This is a genomic window from Microvirga solisilvae (assembly GCF_022808595.1).
GTDB classification, from domain to species: Bacteria; Pseudomonadota; Alphaproteobacteria; order Rhizobiales; family Beijerinckiaceae; genus Microvirga; species Microvirga solisilvae.
Map to the genome: position 1 here is coordinate 85,152 of NZ_JAKUCN010000006.1, position 13,169 is coordinate 98,320.

General features: G+C 55.3%; 15 protein-coding genes. 5 read left to right on the forward strand and 10 right to left on the reverse strand.

The window, feature by feature from the left end:
* Positions 1 to 13: 13 nt before the first annotated feature.
* From MJ639_RS13095 to MJ639_RS13125, 7 genes are all read right to left on the reverse strand, one after another.
* Complete coding sequence (locus MJ639_RS13095) at positions 14 to 430, reverse strand: TadE/TadG family type IV pilus assembly protein (RefSeq protein ID WP_243373442.1); 417 nt, start codon at positions 428 to 430, stop codon at positions 14 to 16.
* Entirely contained in the window at positions 427 to 981 is a 555-nt protein-coding gene (locus MJ639_RS13100) for a TadE/TadG family type IV pilus assembly protein (RefSeq protein ID WP_243373444.1), read from the reverse strand. The genes MJ639_RS13095 and MJ639_RS13100 overlap by 4 nt, the downstream gene beginning before the upstream one ends.
* Positions 982 to 995: 14 nt before the next feature.
* Entirely contained in the window at positions 996 to 2,342 is a 1,347-nt protein-coding gene (locus MJ639_RS13105) for a CpaE/TadZ family protein (protein ID WP_243373446.1), read from the reverse strand.
* A gap of 40 nt (positions 2,343 to 2,382) precedes the next feature.
* Entirely contained in the window at positions 2,383 to 3,153 is a 771-nt protein-coding gene (gene cpaB, locus MJ639_RS13110) for a Flp pilus assembly protein CpaB (protein ID WP_243373464.1), read from the reverse strand.
* Positions 3,154 to 3,214: 61 nt separating this feature from the next.
* A complete protein-coding gene (locus tag MJ639_RS13115) occupies positions 3,215 to 3,730 on the reverse strand; it encodes an A24 family peptidase (protein ID WP_243373466.1) in 516 nt (171 codons plus the stop codon).
* A 104-nt stretch (positions 3,731 to 3,834) separates the two neighbouring features.
* Positions 3,835 to 4,020, reverse strand: a complete 186-nt coding sequence (locus MJ639_RS13120; RefSeq protein ID WP_243373468.1) for a Flp family type IVb pilin — start codon at positions 4,018 to 4,020, stop codon at positions 3,835 to 3,837.
* Positions 4,021 to 4,375: 355 nt separating this feature from the next.
* On the reverse strand, positions 4,376 to 4,891 hold the full coding sequence (locus MJ639_RS13125; RefSeq protein WP_243373470.1) for a tetratricopeptide repeat protein: 516 nt from the start codon (positions 4,889 to 4,891) through the stop codon (positions 4,376 to 4,378).
* Between the two features lie 460 nt (positions 4,892 to 5,351).
* On the opposite strand from MJ639_RS13125, the gene MJ639_RS13130 reads away from it, so the two are divergent.
* Positions 5,352 to 6,686: a type II and III secretion system protein family protein gene (locus MJ639_RS13130; protein WP_243373478.1), complete on the forward strand. Its 1,335-nt coding sequence runs from the start codon at positions 5,352 to 5,354 to the stop codon at positions 6,684 to 6,686.
* A 389-nt stretch (positions 6,687 to 7,075) separates the two neighbouring features.
* Here MJ639_RS13130 and MJ639_RS13135 read toward each other — a convergent pair whose 3' ends face one another.
* The gene (locus MJ639_RS13135) at positions 7,076 to 7,660 is read right to left on the reverse strand and encodes a hypothetical protein (protein ID WP_243373479.1); all 585 of its coding nucleotides are present in this window, start codon (positions 7,658 to 7,660) and stop codon (positions 7,076 to 7,078) included.
* 376 nt (positions 7,661 to 8,036) lie between these two features.
* Entirely contained in the window at positions 8,037 to 9,479 is a 1,443-nt protein-coding gene (locus MJ639_RS13140) for a protein adenylyltransferase SelO (protein ID WP_243373480.1), read from the reverse strand.
* A gap of 325 nt (positions 9,480 to 9,804) precedes the next feature.
* Here MJ639_RS13140 and MJ639_RS13145 point away from each other — a divergent pair, with 325 nt between their 5' ends.
* The 3 genes from MJ639_RS13145 (at position 9,805) to MJ639_RS13155 (ending at position 10,802) form a co-directional block, all read left to right on the forward strand.
* Entirely contained in the window at positions 9,805 to 10,005 is a 201-nt protein-coding gene (locus MJ639_RS13145; RefSeq protein ID WP_243373483.1) for a hypothetical protein, read from the forward strand.
* A 27-nt stretch (positions 10,006 to 10,032) separates the two neighbouring features.
* Positions 10,033 to 10,407: a hypothetical protein gene (locus tag MJ639_RS13150; RefSeq protein WP_243373485.1), complete on the forward strand. Its 375-nt coding sequence runs from the start codon at positions 10,033 to 10,035 to the stop codon at positions 10,405 to 10,407.
* Positions 10,408 to 10,574: 167 nt separating this feature from the next.
* Positions 10,575 to 10,802, forward strand: a complete 228-nt coding sequence (locus MJ639_RS13155) for a hypothetical protein (protein WP_243373487.1) — start codon at positions 10,575 to 10,577, stop codon at positions 10,800 to 10,802.
* 3 nt (positions 10,803 to 10,805) lie between these two features.
* Here MJ639_RS13155 and MJ639_RS13160 read toward each other — a convergent pair whose 3' ends face one another.
* Complete coding sequence (locus tag MJ639_RS13160; protein ID WP_243373489.1) at positions 10,806 to 11,375, reverse strand: histidine phosphatase family protein; 570 nt, start codon at positions 11,373 to 11,375, stop codon at positions 10,806 to 10,808.
* Between the two features lie 372 nt (positions 11,376 to 11,747).
* On the opposite strand from MJ639_RS13160, the gene MJ639_RS13165 reads away from it, so the two are divergent.
* Entirely contained in the window at positions 11,748 to 13,169 is a 1,422-nt protein-coding gene (locus MJ639_RS13165; protein ID WP_243373490.1) for a sensor domain-containing diguanylate cyclase, read from the forward strand.

Genomic DNA, 13,169 nt, shown 5'->3' on the forward strand with positions numbered 1-13,169 from the left:
TATTCGATGGCGTTCAAGTTGCGCTTGGAACCTTCCAGAAGCGCCGCGTCAGCGTAATATCGATATTCTCACCCATTAATACCGGGATAACGGGCTTGAAGGCTATAACAGCTTTCACGGTCCTGAAGTTCGGGCCGAGCGTTACTGTGACCTCCGGTGGTTCAGCCCACACAGTGCCAACTTCAGCGGTTGGGAAATCCTTCTTGATTTCCTTAGCAATTTGAGCGTCGTCAATCGATTTGACGAGGTTCTTGCGCGAGGTCTTTTCAATGGCGTTCGAGAGCTTGTTGTAAAGCCAAAAAGCGCGCCCGAACTCAACAATGCCGACAGTTCCTGCAATCAATAGCAATCCAATGAAAGCAAACTCGACAGCGGCAGAACCGCTTTCACAGTATTTTGTTCGGCTGAGGGATTTGAAGACCTTGTTCATCGGACCTGGATCTTAATGCTGGGCTTCAAGGTAATCTGAGGCAGGAAAACATTGAGGGACCTGCTCTCGGCGGAGAGAGTATAGAAGGCAAGCGGCGTTGTATTTCCCGTTGAGGTCGTACAGATGGACGAGCAGCTCTGAGGAGCGTTGATATTGTTAGGGCAGGCACAGGAGCGTGCTGCCGAGAATTTCACCGGCGGTTTCCCATTGACGGCACTCGTGCTGTCGACGGCAAAATTCTCTGTCGCCATGCGGTTCATGACGTTGACGATATATGACGCTTCTGGATCAGGCGACAGGTCCATCATGGCCTCATCCGCGCCGATCCGAAGCACATGGCCGATAGCCATGTCCTGCTGAGCAAGAAATGCAAGATCGGCAACAGAAAGAAATCCGAAGATCAGGATAGGCGCGAAGAGGCTGAACTCAAGGGCGGAGACGCCTCTCTGGTCCCGCCGGAGGAGTGACGATATGGACCTCTTCCGCGATCGGCGATTCCGGATCGGAACAACCTTCGTGAGCATCCTGAATATTGCATTCTCGCTTTGCATAGGGCTGCTCCGAACTACTTGTTGGCGGAACCATCCGATTTGCGTTTCAGAGAGCCCAAAAGAGATCCCAGTCTTAGAGCTGAACCACGCCCGCGTTTCGTATCCTTGCGCCCAATCAGAAGGTCGGACACCTCGTTGAACGTCTTGGCCGCAGCTCCTTTCGCGGAAACCTCAGCAACCATTTGTCCCTTGTTGGCAGCGTTTCCAAAAGCCTGCGCGTCGAAAGGAATGCAGGCGACCGGTTCGAGCTGTACGGCCTTCGCGAATTCCTTCGGTTTAATCTCAGGACGCTTTGGCATGCCGACTTGGTTCAAGACCAGTTTGGGCGGCGGGTCATTAGGACGTGCCTGCTGCAGGACGCTGATCATGTTCTTGGCATTGCGCATGTTGGCCAGGTCCGGAGCGGCCACGATGATGATCTCATCGGCCGCAATCAGCACGTTCTTGGACCAAGAGGTCCACATGTGCGGAATGTCCAAAACCGTGAAGGGAATACTTGATTGAGCGACTTCGATGAGTGTCTCAAGGGCGTTCTCATGAAGGTCATAAGGTCTGTCGAGCGTTGCTGGAGCGGAGAGAAGGCTCAAGTGATCGTCATATTTGGTCAGAAGCCGGTCGAGTAGAACCTCATCGAGACGGCTGGTATCCTGCAAGGCCTCTGCGATTCCGGACCCTGGATCGAGGTTGAAGTCGAGGCTGGCGGTGCCGAAGGGCAGGTCGAGATCAGCGATCATGACGTCAGAACTGGACCGCCGTGCAATCGTCCAGGCAATATTATGAGCAATCGTGGACGAGCCAACGCCACCTTTCGCACCGATAAAGGCATAAGTCTGGCCGAGCTTATCCGGATTGCGCTCTCCATAGACGCTGGAAATGGATGAGATCAACGAGACAGGATCGGTAGGGGCGAGCAAATATTCGCTGATGCCGCGCTTGATGAGTTCCCGATAGAAGACAATGTCATTGGCATGTCCGATAGCCATGACACGCGTTCCCGGGTCGCAGACTTCCGCAAGGCGGTCGAGATCGGAGAGATAGATTGCTCCTCCGGAGCGGCTCTCGATAATGACAAGATTGGGTGTTGCTGCCTGGCCGTAATGCTGAATAGCTGCCGCTAAGCCACCCATGCGAACCGTGACGCGAGTTCGTGCCATCAATCGGTCACGGGCTGCGCTCTCGATGGCTGCTGCCACATCCGGGCTATCGCAGAATGCTTCGATGACGATCCGTGGAATGCGGACTGTCTCACGTGCGCGAGCAGTTTCCGTGACGGAGTCGACGGAGAGATGGGCCGTCTCGCGGCTTTGTTCGAAGATTTTACCAGAGAGCTGATCCGTCGTGTCCAAAACCAAGTCCGTCATGGGAGAAGCGATCCTCGTCGCAGATGCCTCATAATTGATACTAGAATTTCACCACTTCGCTTTGTCCTGCTCGCAGGATGCGAACTGCGCTGTTCTCAGTGCGAACCGACGGCTGTTCAGCGTTGTCGGCTATGGAGCGAAGTGAGAGAGACAGAATGCCCGTAGCCTGAGCCGCGGCGATTGCCTCGGCCTGGGGTGGGGTGAGTTCGAGCGTTGCCGTCTTGCCCATGGCGACAGGCTGCTGGCTCTTTGGCGTGGCTTCTTCGACTCTCTGATCCACCGCAAGTACGCGGATATTAGTGAGAAGAGTGCGGCTGAGACCGCTTGCCTGATTTTCACCGGGGCGTCCAAGGGTCTGGATCACATCAACCCTGTCGTTCGGTAGAATGAAACCGCCTGCCGTACTCTCCACAGAGATGCGTATCGCCACGGCACGCTTGCCGGGGCTCAGCATCGAAGCGAGCAGATTGGAAGTTCGGGACAGTTTTTCTTCGCGGATTGGTTCGCCGGAGACGAATTGGCTACGGACCATCATGCCCATGAGATTTTTGGTGGCATCAGGCTGACCGGAGCGCGTGATAAAGCCCGGGCTGACTGCATCGACCGGCCAGGGCTTCCAGCTGAATGACTTTTCGCTTAGAGGGTGGCCTTGTCCCAAATCCGCAGCGGCGACGAGAACGTCGACCATGGCAACTGTAGGGGCTGGTGCCTGTACTGTGGTGACGGCGACGCCAGGCTGCATCGACAGCGCAAGCCAGCCGGCAAGACTTCCGGCGCCAATCGCGACGACGAGAATGATGATGCGCAGCATGATCAAAAGCCTCCACTTGGTCGGGAGTTGGTCATAAGGCGAGCCATGGTAGCCATCTGCATCATGACAGGAGCGTTATCCAAGGCGTTTTAGGAAAGATAAAGAGAGCTGCCGCTGCAATGGCCACGCCGTAAGGCACTCCTTTCTCCTTGGAGTGCAGGTGCACGATCCAGGGAACTTGCGCGCAGAAAGCAGGAAGCGGTATCGAACGGAAGCGAATAAGCAGAAGGCAGAAAACGCCGCCGAAGAGGGCCATGAAGACTACATAGGGAAGGGCATGTTCGGCCCCGAGCCATAGCACGATAACGGAAATGAGTTTGGCGTCGCCGCCGCCGATCCACCCGAAGCCGAAGAAGATGAAAAGAGCCATGAAAACGGCGATCGCGACGGCCGCGCTCATGCCGATCTGGACAGCTCCTAGCCCCGCAAGAGGAGCGAGGGTGGCGTATATGGCGAGAAGAAAGAGAACGAGTTCATTGCGGATCTTCATGGTCGCGAGATCCATCAGGCCCGCCCAGATCGTTGCTGCAGCGAAGCAAAGACTTGCAGTAAGTGCTGCTACAGCAGAGATCGTCATTACTGCCCTCTCTAATGTTTATGATAGCAATGAACGCGGATAATTTAATGAAATGGCGGAGGGAGGGGCCCTCCGCCGATCAAAGCGAGCGTATCGCTAAGATATTAGGTAGCAGGCTTGTTAGCAGCCTTCAGGTTGTTCGTGATGTTCTCGAAGGTCGTGGTCAACTCAGAGCCTGCCATGGTCAAGGCGCCAATGATGACGACAGCGATCAGGGCTGCGATGAGGCCATACTCGATGGCGGTCGCGCCGGACTCGTTTTTGCGAAAGCGATTGATAAGAGACTTCATAGCCTTTGTTCCTCGGTTAGTGCATTGGCCTGCCACACCTTCGGTGCGGCCCCCCACAAGCCGGTGTGGCTGTGTTACACATATTCAAAGAACTTTTTCGTATGCCGGTCTATTCAGCCTGATGGCCTAGTGCTTCGGGCGTGCGACATTCAGCCAAACGGTCTAGCAGTACTTTCCATGGGAGTTTCCCTACGGGAGGCTTTCCTAGAGAGCGATAGAACTCGCAATGCCTATGCTGGGCATGAGAAGCCACCACGCATCCACTGCCGACATCAGTGAGTGATCACTGCAGGGAAGAGGGCTGCGTGCAGGCCCATTAGACCAGACGCTAGAGCCTTTGGTCCCGCGCTTTGGGTTAGACTCTCGCCCTAGGGCGGGTGACGTTGTCCCGCAGCATATCCAAGTTGTTATTGATTGTCGGGCTGGTGGGATCCATTTCGTGAGCCTTCAGGAAATTGGCTCTCGCCTTCACCACATCGCCGCGCAGCATGTAGGAATAGCCGATGTTGTTGTAATACTCGGCCCGGTCTCCAATCAGGCGCCCGGCTTCCCGATAGGCACGATCGGCCAAGTCGAAGCGGCGCACGCGATCATAGGAGGCCGCGAGCCCAAGCCATGCCTCTCCGTTATTAGGCTCAACTTCGACCGTGCGCTCGTAATAACGAGCCGCATGTCCATAGTTGCCTTGGGCGAATTGCACCTTGGCGACCTTGAACACTTCATTGTCGGGATATTCCTCGACGGAGGCGGGGAGTTCGAGTTCGGTGAGGTCATTGCCGAAGCTCGAGAGGCCTGCGCTGTTGCAGCCAGCCAGTAGCGGGAGCGCGCAGATAAGCAGAGCTGATGCCAGCTTTCTGTCGAGTCCTTTCATGCCAAGTCCCCCGTGCCTTTTTCGGCCGCACTTCATTTATGATTCGCTTTAATTGATGTAGCAACGGTTCCCTGGCGTCTGCAACCCTTGGCCTTATAACTAAGGCTTTTTGGCGCAACTGCTTTCCAGGTGAAGTTAACACTAGTCCAGATGGCTTAGGCCAAGCATTCTTTACCGCCGGTTAACTATACAGGCCCCACATCTAAGGATGTTCTAGGCCGTTCGACCGGATGGACACCGCGTTCGGAAGAGAATTAGAACAAAGTAACATTTTTAGGGGCGGTTTTCAGAAATGCGAGTTACGTGTGACCCGGCGCGCTGGTGGGCCGCGCTGAGCAAGATTGGGCCTGTTCTCGCACTCATCGCCTTTTCTTTCGCTTTTATAGGATTTAATTCTAACGCTGAGGCGCAGGAGAAGCTCCTGCGGTTCACCAAGGGGCGTGCCATCGGTGACCTCAATGTGGCACAAGGGCAGTTTCTCACCGCCAGGACGGCAGCCGATGTTGGCCGTGTCGTGGTGGGAAATCCGGATATCGCAACGGCCGTTCCTCTAACGGCACGCTCGTTCTATGTGCTGGGCAAGTCCAATGGGCGGACCAATGTTGCCGTCTATGGGGCGGATGATGAGTTGCTTGGAACGGTCAATGTAGAAATCGGGGCCGATACTCCGGACTTGGCAGACACGATTCGAGAGACCATTCCTCAGGCCAATATTCGGGTCGAGACGATCAATGGTCGCCTGCGCCTGAGCGGCACGGTTCCGGATGGCATTGCCCTTCGCAAGGCTCTGGAGATTGCTGAGCAATATGGCTCCGATGGCGTCATCAATGCGCTGCGCGTCACGGGTGGCCAACAAGTTTTGCTCGAAGTTCGATTCATCGAGGCGAACCGGACGGCAGGTCGCGAGCTCGGCGTCAGCTGGCATGCTCGCGGAAGAAAGGGTGATGTCAGGACGGGCAGCTTTAAGCCCCGCGGCGATGAAGAGGCATCGGATGGCATTGTCCGGTTCAATCCGCTTCTAGCCAGCGGCGCGACCCCCTTTGGCACCGTACTTGCTCAAGTCCTCGGGGGTGGTGTCAGCGCTGATATTCTCGTGCAAGCCCTGGAAGAGAAAGGATTGGCGCGGCGCCTTGCCGAGCCGAACCTGATTGCACTTTCTGGAGAGAAGGCAAGCTTTCTGGCCGGCGGCGAAGTGCCGATTCCCGTGTCTGCAGAGGACAATCAGGTCACCGTTACCTACAAGGAATACGGCGTTCGTCTGAATTTCACGCCCACCGTTCTCGAAAACGGCATCATCAACCTAAAGCTGGAACCGGAAGTGAGCCAGATCGACGATTCGATCCGTGTCAGCACAGGCTCGATTTCCATTCCGGGATTCATCACCCGTCGTGCCAGCACCTCTATTGAGATCCGTGACGGGCAGAGCTTCGCGATGGCGGGACTTCTGCAAAGCGTCCATTCAAAGAATCGCGAGCAAATTCCTTGGCTCGGATCTCTGCCGATCATCGGCGCTCTATTCAGCTCTTCATCCTTCGAGGAGCAGGAAACTGATCTCGTTATCATCGTGACGCCGCGCCTCGTCAGGCCTGGCAAGCCCGGGCAGCCTCTTCGCACTCCGCTTGACTCATCTAAGCCGAGCAACGATGCGGAGTTCTTTCTCCTGGGTGCGCTGGAAGTCGACAATGAGATGCAGAGGCGCTTTTCTGAAGGAACGGGTGTGATCGGCCCCTACGGCCATATCGTCGAACTGAAGCCAGGAAAGCGCAATGTGGTCAAGAAAGTCGTCAAGCAGTAACGCGATGAGAAGATTTGCTCTGTGCATTCCTTTGTTTGCTTCTGCAATACTCCTGGCAGGCTGTGCGGATTATATCGAGCGGCGCGATACAATCACGCTTCATGCGGGTGAGGCGCAGGCTTGGAACAAGACAGTGCATACTGCGGATCCATGGCCGCCTTACGTGATGGATAACCGTATCCCGGGCGACGGTCAGCGGACGGCAGGTGTTATCCGCCGATACAGCACAGGCAATGCTCAAACCGAAGGTACTCCAAGTGCTGCACCAGCTCCTGCGGGAGGAGCAGCGTCCACCCCTTAATAGAGGCACTTCTCTATTAGCTATGCGAATACAAAACCCTTGGCAGCAATGCTGCCAAGGGTTTTGTGTTTAGGCGCTCGATGAGACGTTAGCGGTTGGTGTCGTCCTTGCCGTTCGGACTGCCGTCGCCGCCACCGTTGCCGTAACCATTGTTGCCGTTACCGCCGCCGTTGCCATTGTTGTTACCGGGACCGTTCCCGTTGTTGCCGCCAGGGCCATTGCCATTGTTGTTGCCGGGGCCATTCCCGTTGTTGTTGCCAGGGCCATTGCCATTGTTGTTGCCCGGACCATTCCCGTTGTCGCTGCCGGTGCCATTGCCGTTACTGTTTCCAGTGCCGCCACCGCCAGTGCCGTTGCCACCAGTACCGCTGCCGCCGGTGCCGCCATCGCCGGCAGTACTGCCGCCGCCATTGCCCTGACCGCCTGTATTGTTACCGACAGAGCCGCCGCCGGTGCCTCCGTTGCTCGCAACAGCGCCACCATTGCCCGTGCCTGCTCCAGCTCCGCCTATAGAGCCGCCGCTCGCCGATCCGCTGCTGACAGCACCACCTGTGTTGCCGTTACCGATTGTGCCGCCATCTCCGAAATTGCTCGTTTCAGAGCGTGTTCCGCGACCGATAGGAAGGCTGTTGATCGAACCAGTTGCAAGAGTGTCTTGATCCTGATTTCGCATGCGATCGATCTGCCGAAGTGCCTGAGGGCGAATGGCGCAACGGCACGTTTCCTGACCAGCGACAATGCGAAGCCGGCAGTTATGGTACATGGAGACGTTGGGTACATCCGGCACGCATTGCACGCCTGAACGTACGGATTGAGCAAGGGATGGAGTGGAAAGAACGGCGAGGAAAGCAGCGCCGGACAAGATCAGAGCATGAGAACGCATCATCTTTACCTGTAAGAATTGACTTTACAGCACCTATGTCACTCGAGAGTGACGTTCGTGGCTATATGACGCGCTCCTAGAAATATCGTTCCCGTATGCTGTGGAAGATTTTAATCTTGTTTTCAGCTAAGCTTCATTGCGGATGGGTATCGTTCGAATTGCCGCTCTATGACTTGGCAATAATTGTTCTCTTCGTTTCATAGGCTTCTGACATCAATAAAATATCTTGAAGCTTGACTATGAAAGCCGACCAATCGTCATGTTCGGCAATCGGCGCCCATAGTTTTTCCACCTCCTCGATCAGCATCGTGCACGGAACGGATCGTGCAAAGTAGGAGTGATCGAGTTTGAGGTCATCTAACGGCTCGAAATCGCTAATGAATTGGCGAACGGGTTGAAATGCCTCATGTGCGTAAAAATGAGCGGAGGGGCTGTGTTTTGCGCGCTCCTGGCCCTGATATCCTCCATACCAGTCGAAAAAGGTTTGCTCGAAAGGCGCTTTAGTTTCATGCAAAAAGGTCCAGAGCGATCTAGCGAGGATCCCATTCTTCTCGATGCTTTGAGGCTTTAAGCCAAGACGGCGCAAAAGTGCGCTTGAGAACTCATGATGAAGGGCTGGCTCGAATGCTGCGAGTGATGCTTTAAGTTTGCTCTGATCTGCAAGTGGCAGAAGACACTCCGCGAGCCGGTACAAATTCCACAGAAGCGCATCCGGCTGCCGACCGAAGGCGTAAAGGCCGGTTTCGTCGAAGTATGCGGCTGTGAAGCCCGGATCGTAGACAGGCAAAAACCGCCAGGGGCCATAATCGAAACTCTCGCCCGTGACATTGATGTTGTCTGTATTGAGAACACCATGGACAAAGCCTGCGGCCATCCATTGTGCGCCCATTCGTGCAACGCGACGACAAACCTCTTCGAGAAAAGCCGCAGCCCGATCTGCTTCACCGTCACTCCAGATCTCGGGCATATAAGTGGTGATCGTGTAATCGAGGAGTTTGCTGATGTTGCCTATCTCATCCAGGTAAAGCAGCCGTTGAAACGTGCCGATACGGATATGAGAATGGCTGAGGCGGACGAGGACGGACGAGCGGGTGGGGGAAGGCTCGTCACCTCGCTCGAGTTCTTCTCCAGTCTCGATGAGACTAAGCGACTTCGACGTGTCGACGCCGAGAGCTTCCAGCATCTCCGTCGCTAGAATTTCGCGGATTCCACCTTTCAATGTGAGACGCCCGTCTGCATGACGTGACCAGGGTGTCTGGCCACTGCCTTTCGTGCCGAGATCGAGGAGGCGTCCGTTGCCGGCATCGTGTAGCTGCGCGAACAGAAAACCTCGCCCATCGCCGAGATAAGGGTTGTAGGTTCGAAATTGGTGACCGTGATAACGAAGTGCGAGCGGCTCTGTAAAACTTCCCGGAAGTGCCTCGAAGTAGCCGAAGTGCTTCACCCATTCCTCATCCGTCAGGGCGTCCAAGCCGATGTGTGCGGCCCATCGTTGGTTGCGGTAGCGCAGGATGTGATTGGGAAAGCGCGCTGGCGCGACGATATCGTAGAAATCAGGGCCAAGAGCTTGATGATGGGTCGAGGCGTGGTACGCGGTAGAAAAGGGCATCGTTTCAGGTTCCGGATGTTCCTTTCAATCCGCCTCTCGACGAATTGTTCGCAACGATGCGACCAAGCTCTTGGGATAATTTTGCAACTTTGCTGCAATTAACACTCAATGGTGTAACGAAATATATGAATATATTTCGTTCTCGTTGTCCTGTGGAAAAGTATCTTTCCACGTAAGGTTTGAAAAACATATCCACTTTCCAGCACTTGCGGGCGCAATTGTAGAACGTTGCTACATTGGAAGGGCCAAAGCCTAGATTGTGAGCTTGGCTGATTTATTCCCGACTCCTATGATTCCTTTAACGAAGCAGTCTTGGGAGGAATGAATGGCACTCAAGAATTTTGCGGTCGTCTATGGGCGGGTTGCTCTGATCGTCGTTGCATTCGCTTTCGTTGCGGGGATCGTTGCGTCTCCGTTGCTTTCCAAGTCCAGCCTTCGTCCTTCGCTGGCAGTCTCGCAGGACGACATGCCTGCGCCGCAGGTCATCCGAGTGAAGAGCGCTTCCTCAACGGGAGGGCAGGGTTAGGATTCTCAGCTTCTTCGGATGTGGGCTATGAACGAGGACAGCATTCTCCGCGAAGAAATCCGACACTCTCTGAGACACCTGCGGTTGATGATCCATTCCTATTCAGGCTTGTATGCCGGTGAGGATCTCGCGCGTGATGTGCTTAGAACCTGCGATGAAATCGCGAGGCCGACCCAACCTTCTCCGCGCTTCAAGGAGGCACGCCGCCTCGTACAGGAGCGTTGCGCTAAGCTCGCGCATGATGCTGACCGTTATTCCATGCGCGACCCTGCCATGATCGCCATCTCCAGGGCAAAGGCCGTGGCTTCTGTCGACATGTTGCAAGATGCACTTTTCGAGTTGCGTAAAGCCGAAAGGGGAGCGCCGCGACCTGGGTCGTATTTGAAACGCCCAAGCCTCTAACCTTGGAAATTCTAAGCCTCCTCGTCCCCGAAGGAGCAGTTGATGACTGCCTGGGAATGGTTGGGCAAGCTCATCTGAGGATTGTGCCGTCATGGCTTGTCCTGGCTGATCTGCGAACATATTCAGCTCAGTGGACTTATCCTGATAATTATCATGACGAGGAAACTATGACGTCCGAGGAAATCAAGGAGTTGAATGCGGCGCGTGAAAGCCTTGTAAAGCGTCGGCGGGAGATGGCGCGGCAAGTTGCTGAGGCACCGCTTCCATCCGTTGAGATGGCGGAAGAGCTTTCCAAGATACTCGGCGCCATCGAGGCTTTGGATCGCGCTTTGAATGAGGCGGGACATCCTTACATGAGTCAAAGCCTCGCTTCCGAAATGCAGGCGGATGACTGAGCGCTAGAGTCTGATCCTTCCCACGATTTCAAAGCCCTCCTGGGCTTTCGGTCTGAGAACGAGAACTTCTCCTTCCGCCGGAAAGATGCCGGTCAGAGCAGTGATATTGACCTGGTGTGTGACGAGCACCAGGACGCCAGGCGAACTCCACTTTGCAATAACTTGTCGGAGTGCGCGTGTTTGAGCCTCCTCTTGCCTTCTTTCTCCAAAGAAGGAATCCAGAGGAGGGAAGGGCTCAACTCGGGTGCCGAAAGCGAGGCGGGCCGTATCGAGAGTACGACACCAGCGGCTTGAAAGGACTTGTTTCACGGGCACGCGCTGCTCTTTAAAGCGCTGTCCGATGCTGCGAGCTTGAAGGCGTCCTTCCTCGGAGAGATTGCGCTGCGTTGCGCAATCATCCAGCTTAAAGTTCATGGGGTCGCCTGTTCCTGGCGCGCGGGCATGGCGGAGAATGGCTACCGTACTGCCATCTCGCAGAGCCTGCCATACAGCATCGGATGCGACCGTTGTTTGCAGGGTCATGAACAATGTCGCAGTCGATACGGCGATGTTCCTGAAAAGTTTGTGGCTCATGCCTTCTCCTTCTCTCGCGACCAGAATGAAACTGGTTGCGTCATTTAGGAGGCGTTTGTTTCTTGCTGCTTCTGCCTACAAGCGTGCCTCTCAATAAGTTGAATCAAATACGGTTTTTGGGAACGGCTCAGGTGTTTGGTAGTCGGAAGAACCGAAGAGTACATGCAAGAAGTATTATAAGGGCAGAATGGTCACCTTTCGGCCACGGTGATTAAAGAAGTGATCGGGAATAGGGTGTTTTGATCTAGTATTACATGGCCCTGACAGGGTGAATTGCCAGAGCAATGTCGACCCCGTAGGCTCTCCATGCTTCATTCCAGCGCCAGCCCTTCGATAGCTTCCAACCCAGATAACCAACAGGACGATGCCCGGATGTTCGATTTGGCTCCGGTCTCCCTCTGGTTGGAGGATTACAGTGGCGTGAAGCAGCTCTTCGATGAATGGCGCGCGGCCGGCATCAGCTCGTTGAGGGAACACCTCAAAGCGGATCCCGAGCGTGTGCGAGCCTGCTCGAGCCGAATTCGCGTGATCAAGGTCAACCGCAAGACGCTGAACCTCTTCGAGGCCGAGGATATCGGACATCTGGTTGAAAACCTCGACAAGATTTTTCGCGCCGACATGCTGAGAACTCATATCGATGAGTTGGTTCAGCTTTGGGAGGGAAAGCCCGACTTCGGCGGCAATACCGTCAATTACAGCCTGTCGGGAAAGCGCCTCGATATTCAACTCAAGGGCACGATCCTACCGGGTCATGAGGAACGCTGGGATCGTGTTCTCGTCGCAATCGAGGATGTGACGGAGAGAGAGACCGCGCGTCGGGACCTTTCCGTCAGCGAGGCTTATGCCCGCGGTCTTTTCGAGCATTCTCCTGTCTCTCTTTGGGTCGAGGATTTCAGCGCGGTCAAGCAGCTGCTGGAGGACGTCAGGCGGCAGGGGATCAGCGATTTTCGCACCTTCACCGATGTGCATCCCGAGTTCGTCTCCCGATGCATGAGCGAGATCCGCGTCATCGACGTCAATCGTCACACGCTCGAACTCTTTGCCGCGCCCGACAAGAAGACACTACTCGGCAATCTGGCAGACGTTCTCCGGGATGAAATGCGTGAGAGCTTTCGTGAGCAGCTGATCGATCTATGGAATGACAAGATCTTCCAGCAGCGGGAAGTCGTGAACTATTCGCTGGCCGGCGACGAGCTGCACTTGCACCTTCAATTCTCCGTGCTGCCTGGATACGAGCATGACTGGTCGCTCGTGCAGGTGGCATTGACCGACATCACCGCGCGCAAACGTGCCGAGGCTTATCTGGAGTATCTCGGCAAGCATGATGTGTTGACCAAGCTCTACAACCGGTCCTTTTATGTCGATGAGCTCAACCGGCTGGAGCGCAAAGGGCCACTTCCCGTCACCGTGATCATCATCGATCTCAATGGCTTGAAAATGGCCAATGATCAGTTAGGCCATGCTGCTGGAGATGCTCTGCTGCGGAGGGCTGGCGAGGTTTTGAGTAAGGCCGTCGACAAGCCTCGTTGTGCCGCGAGGATTGGCGGCGATGAGTTTGCATTGCTGCTTCCTGGAACGGATGAGCGCGATGGTAAGCTCGTACTGGAGAGCATCGAGAACCTGCTCGAGGTCAACAATCAGTTCTACACAGGACTGCCCCTCAGCTTCTCGATGGGCCTTGCCACGAGCGAGCCCGGTGAGCGGCTCGAAGCCATCGTCCGGCGAGCTGATCTGCTGATGTATGAAGCGAAGCGGGCCTATTATGCCGCTCTGAAAGAGAATGGCGTCGCCTGA

Coding starts and splice junctions, on each gene's coding strand:
- MJ639_RS13165 (WP_243373490.1), top strand. CDS start 11,748: ATGTTCGATTTGGCTCCGGTCTCCCTCTGGTTGGAGGATTACAGTGGC.
- MJ639_RS13160 (WP_243373489.1), bottom strand. CDS start 11,375: ATGAGCCACAAACTTTTCAGGAACATCGCCGTATCGACTGCGACATTG.
- MJ639_RS13095 (WP_243373442.1), bottom strand. CDS start 430: ATGAACAAGGTCTTCAAATCCCTCAGCCGAACAAAATACTGTGAAAGC.
- MJ639_RS13150 (WP_243373485.1), top strand. CDS start 10,033: ATGAACGAGGACAGCATTCTCCGCGAAGAAATCCGACACTCTCTGAGA.
- MJ639_RS13155 (WP_243373487.1), top strand. CDS start 10,575: ATGACGTCCGAGGAAATCAAGGAGTTGAATGCGGCGCGTGAAAGCCTT.
- MJ639_RS13140 (WP_243373480.1), bottom strand. CDS start 9,479: ATGCCCTTTTCTACCGCGTACCACGCCTCGACCCATCATCAAGCTCTT.
- cpaB (WP_243373464.1), bottom strand. CDS start 3,153: ATGCTGCGCATCATCATTCTCGTCGTCGCGATTGGCGCCGGAAGTCTT.
- MJ639_RS13115 (WP_243373466.1), bottom strand. CDS start 3,730: ATGACGATCTCTGCTGTAGCAGCACTTACTGCAAGTCTTTGCTTCGCT.
- MJ639_RS13125 (WP_243373470.1), bottom strand. CDS start 4,891: ATGAAAGGACTCGACAGAAAGCTGGCATCAGCTCTGCTTATCTGCGCG.
- MJ639_RS13105 (WP_243373446.1), bottom strand. CDS start 2,342: ATGACGGACTTGGTTTTGGACACGACGGATCAGCTCTCTGGTAAAATC.
- MJ639_RS13120 (WP_243373468.1), bottom strand. CDS start 4,020: ATGAAGTCTCTTATCAATCGCTTTCGCAAAAACGAGTCCGGCGCGACC.
- MJ639_RS13135 (WP_243373479.1), bottom strand. CDS start 7,660: ATGCGAAATCAGGATCAAGACACTCTTGCAACTGGTTCGATCAACAGC.
- MJ639_RS13100 (WP_243373444.1), bottom strand. CDS start 981: ATGCAAAGCGAGAATGCAATATTCAGGATGCTCACGAAGGTTGTTCCG.
- MJ639_RS13145 (WP_243373483.1), top strand. CDS start 9,805: ATGGCACTCAAGAATTTTGCGGTCGTCTATGGGCGGGTTGCTCTGATC.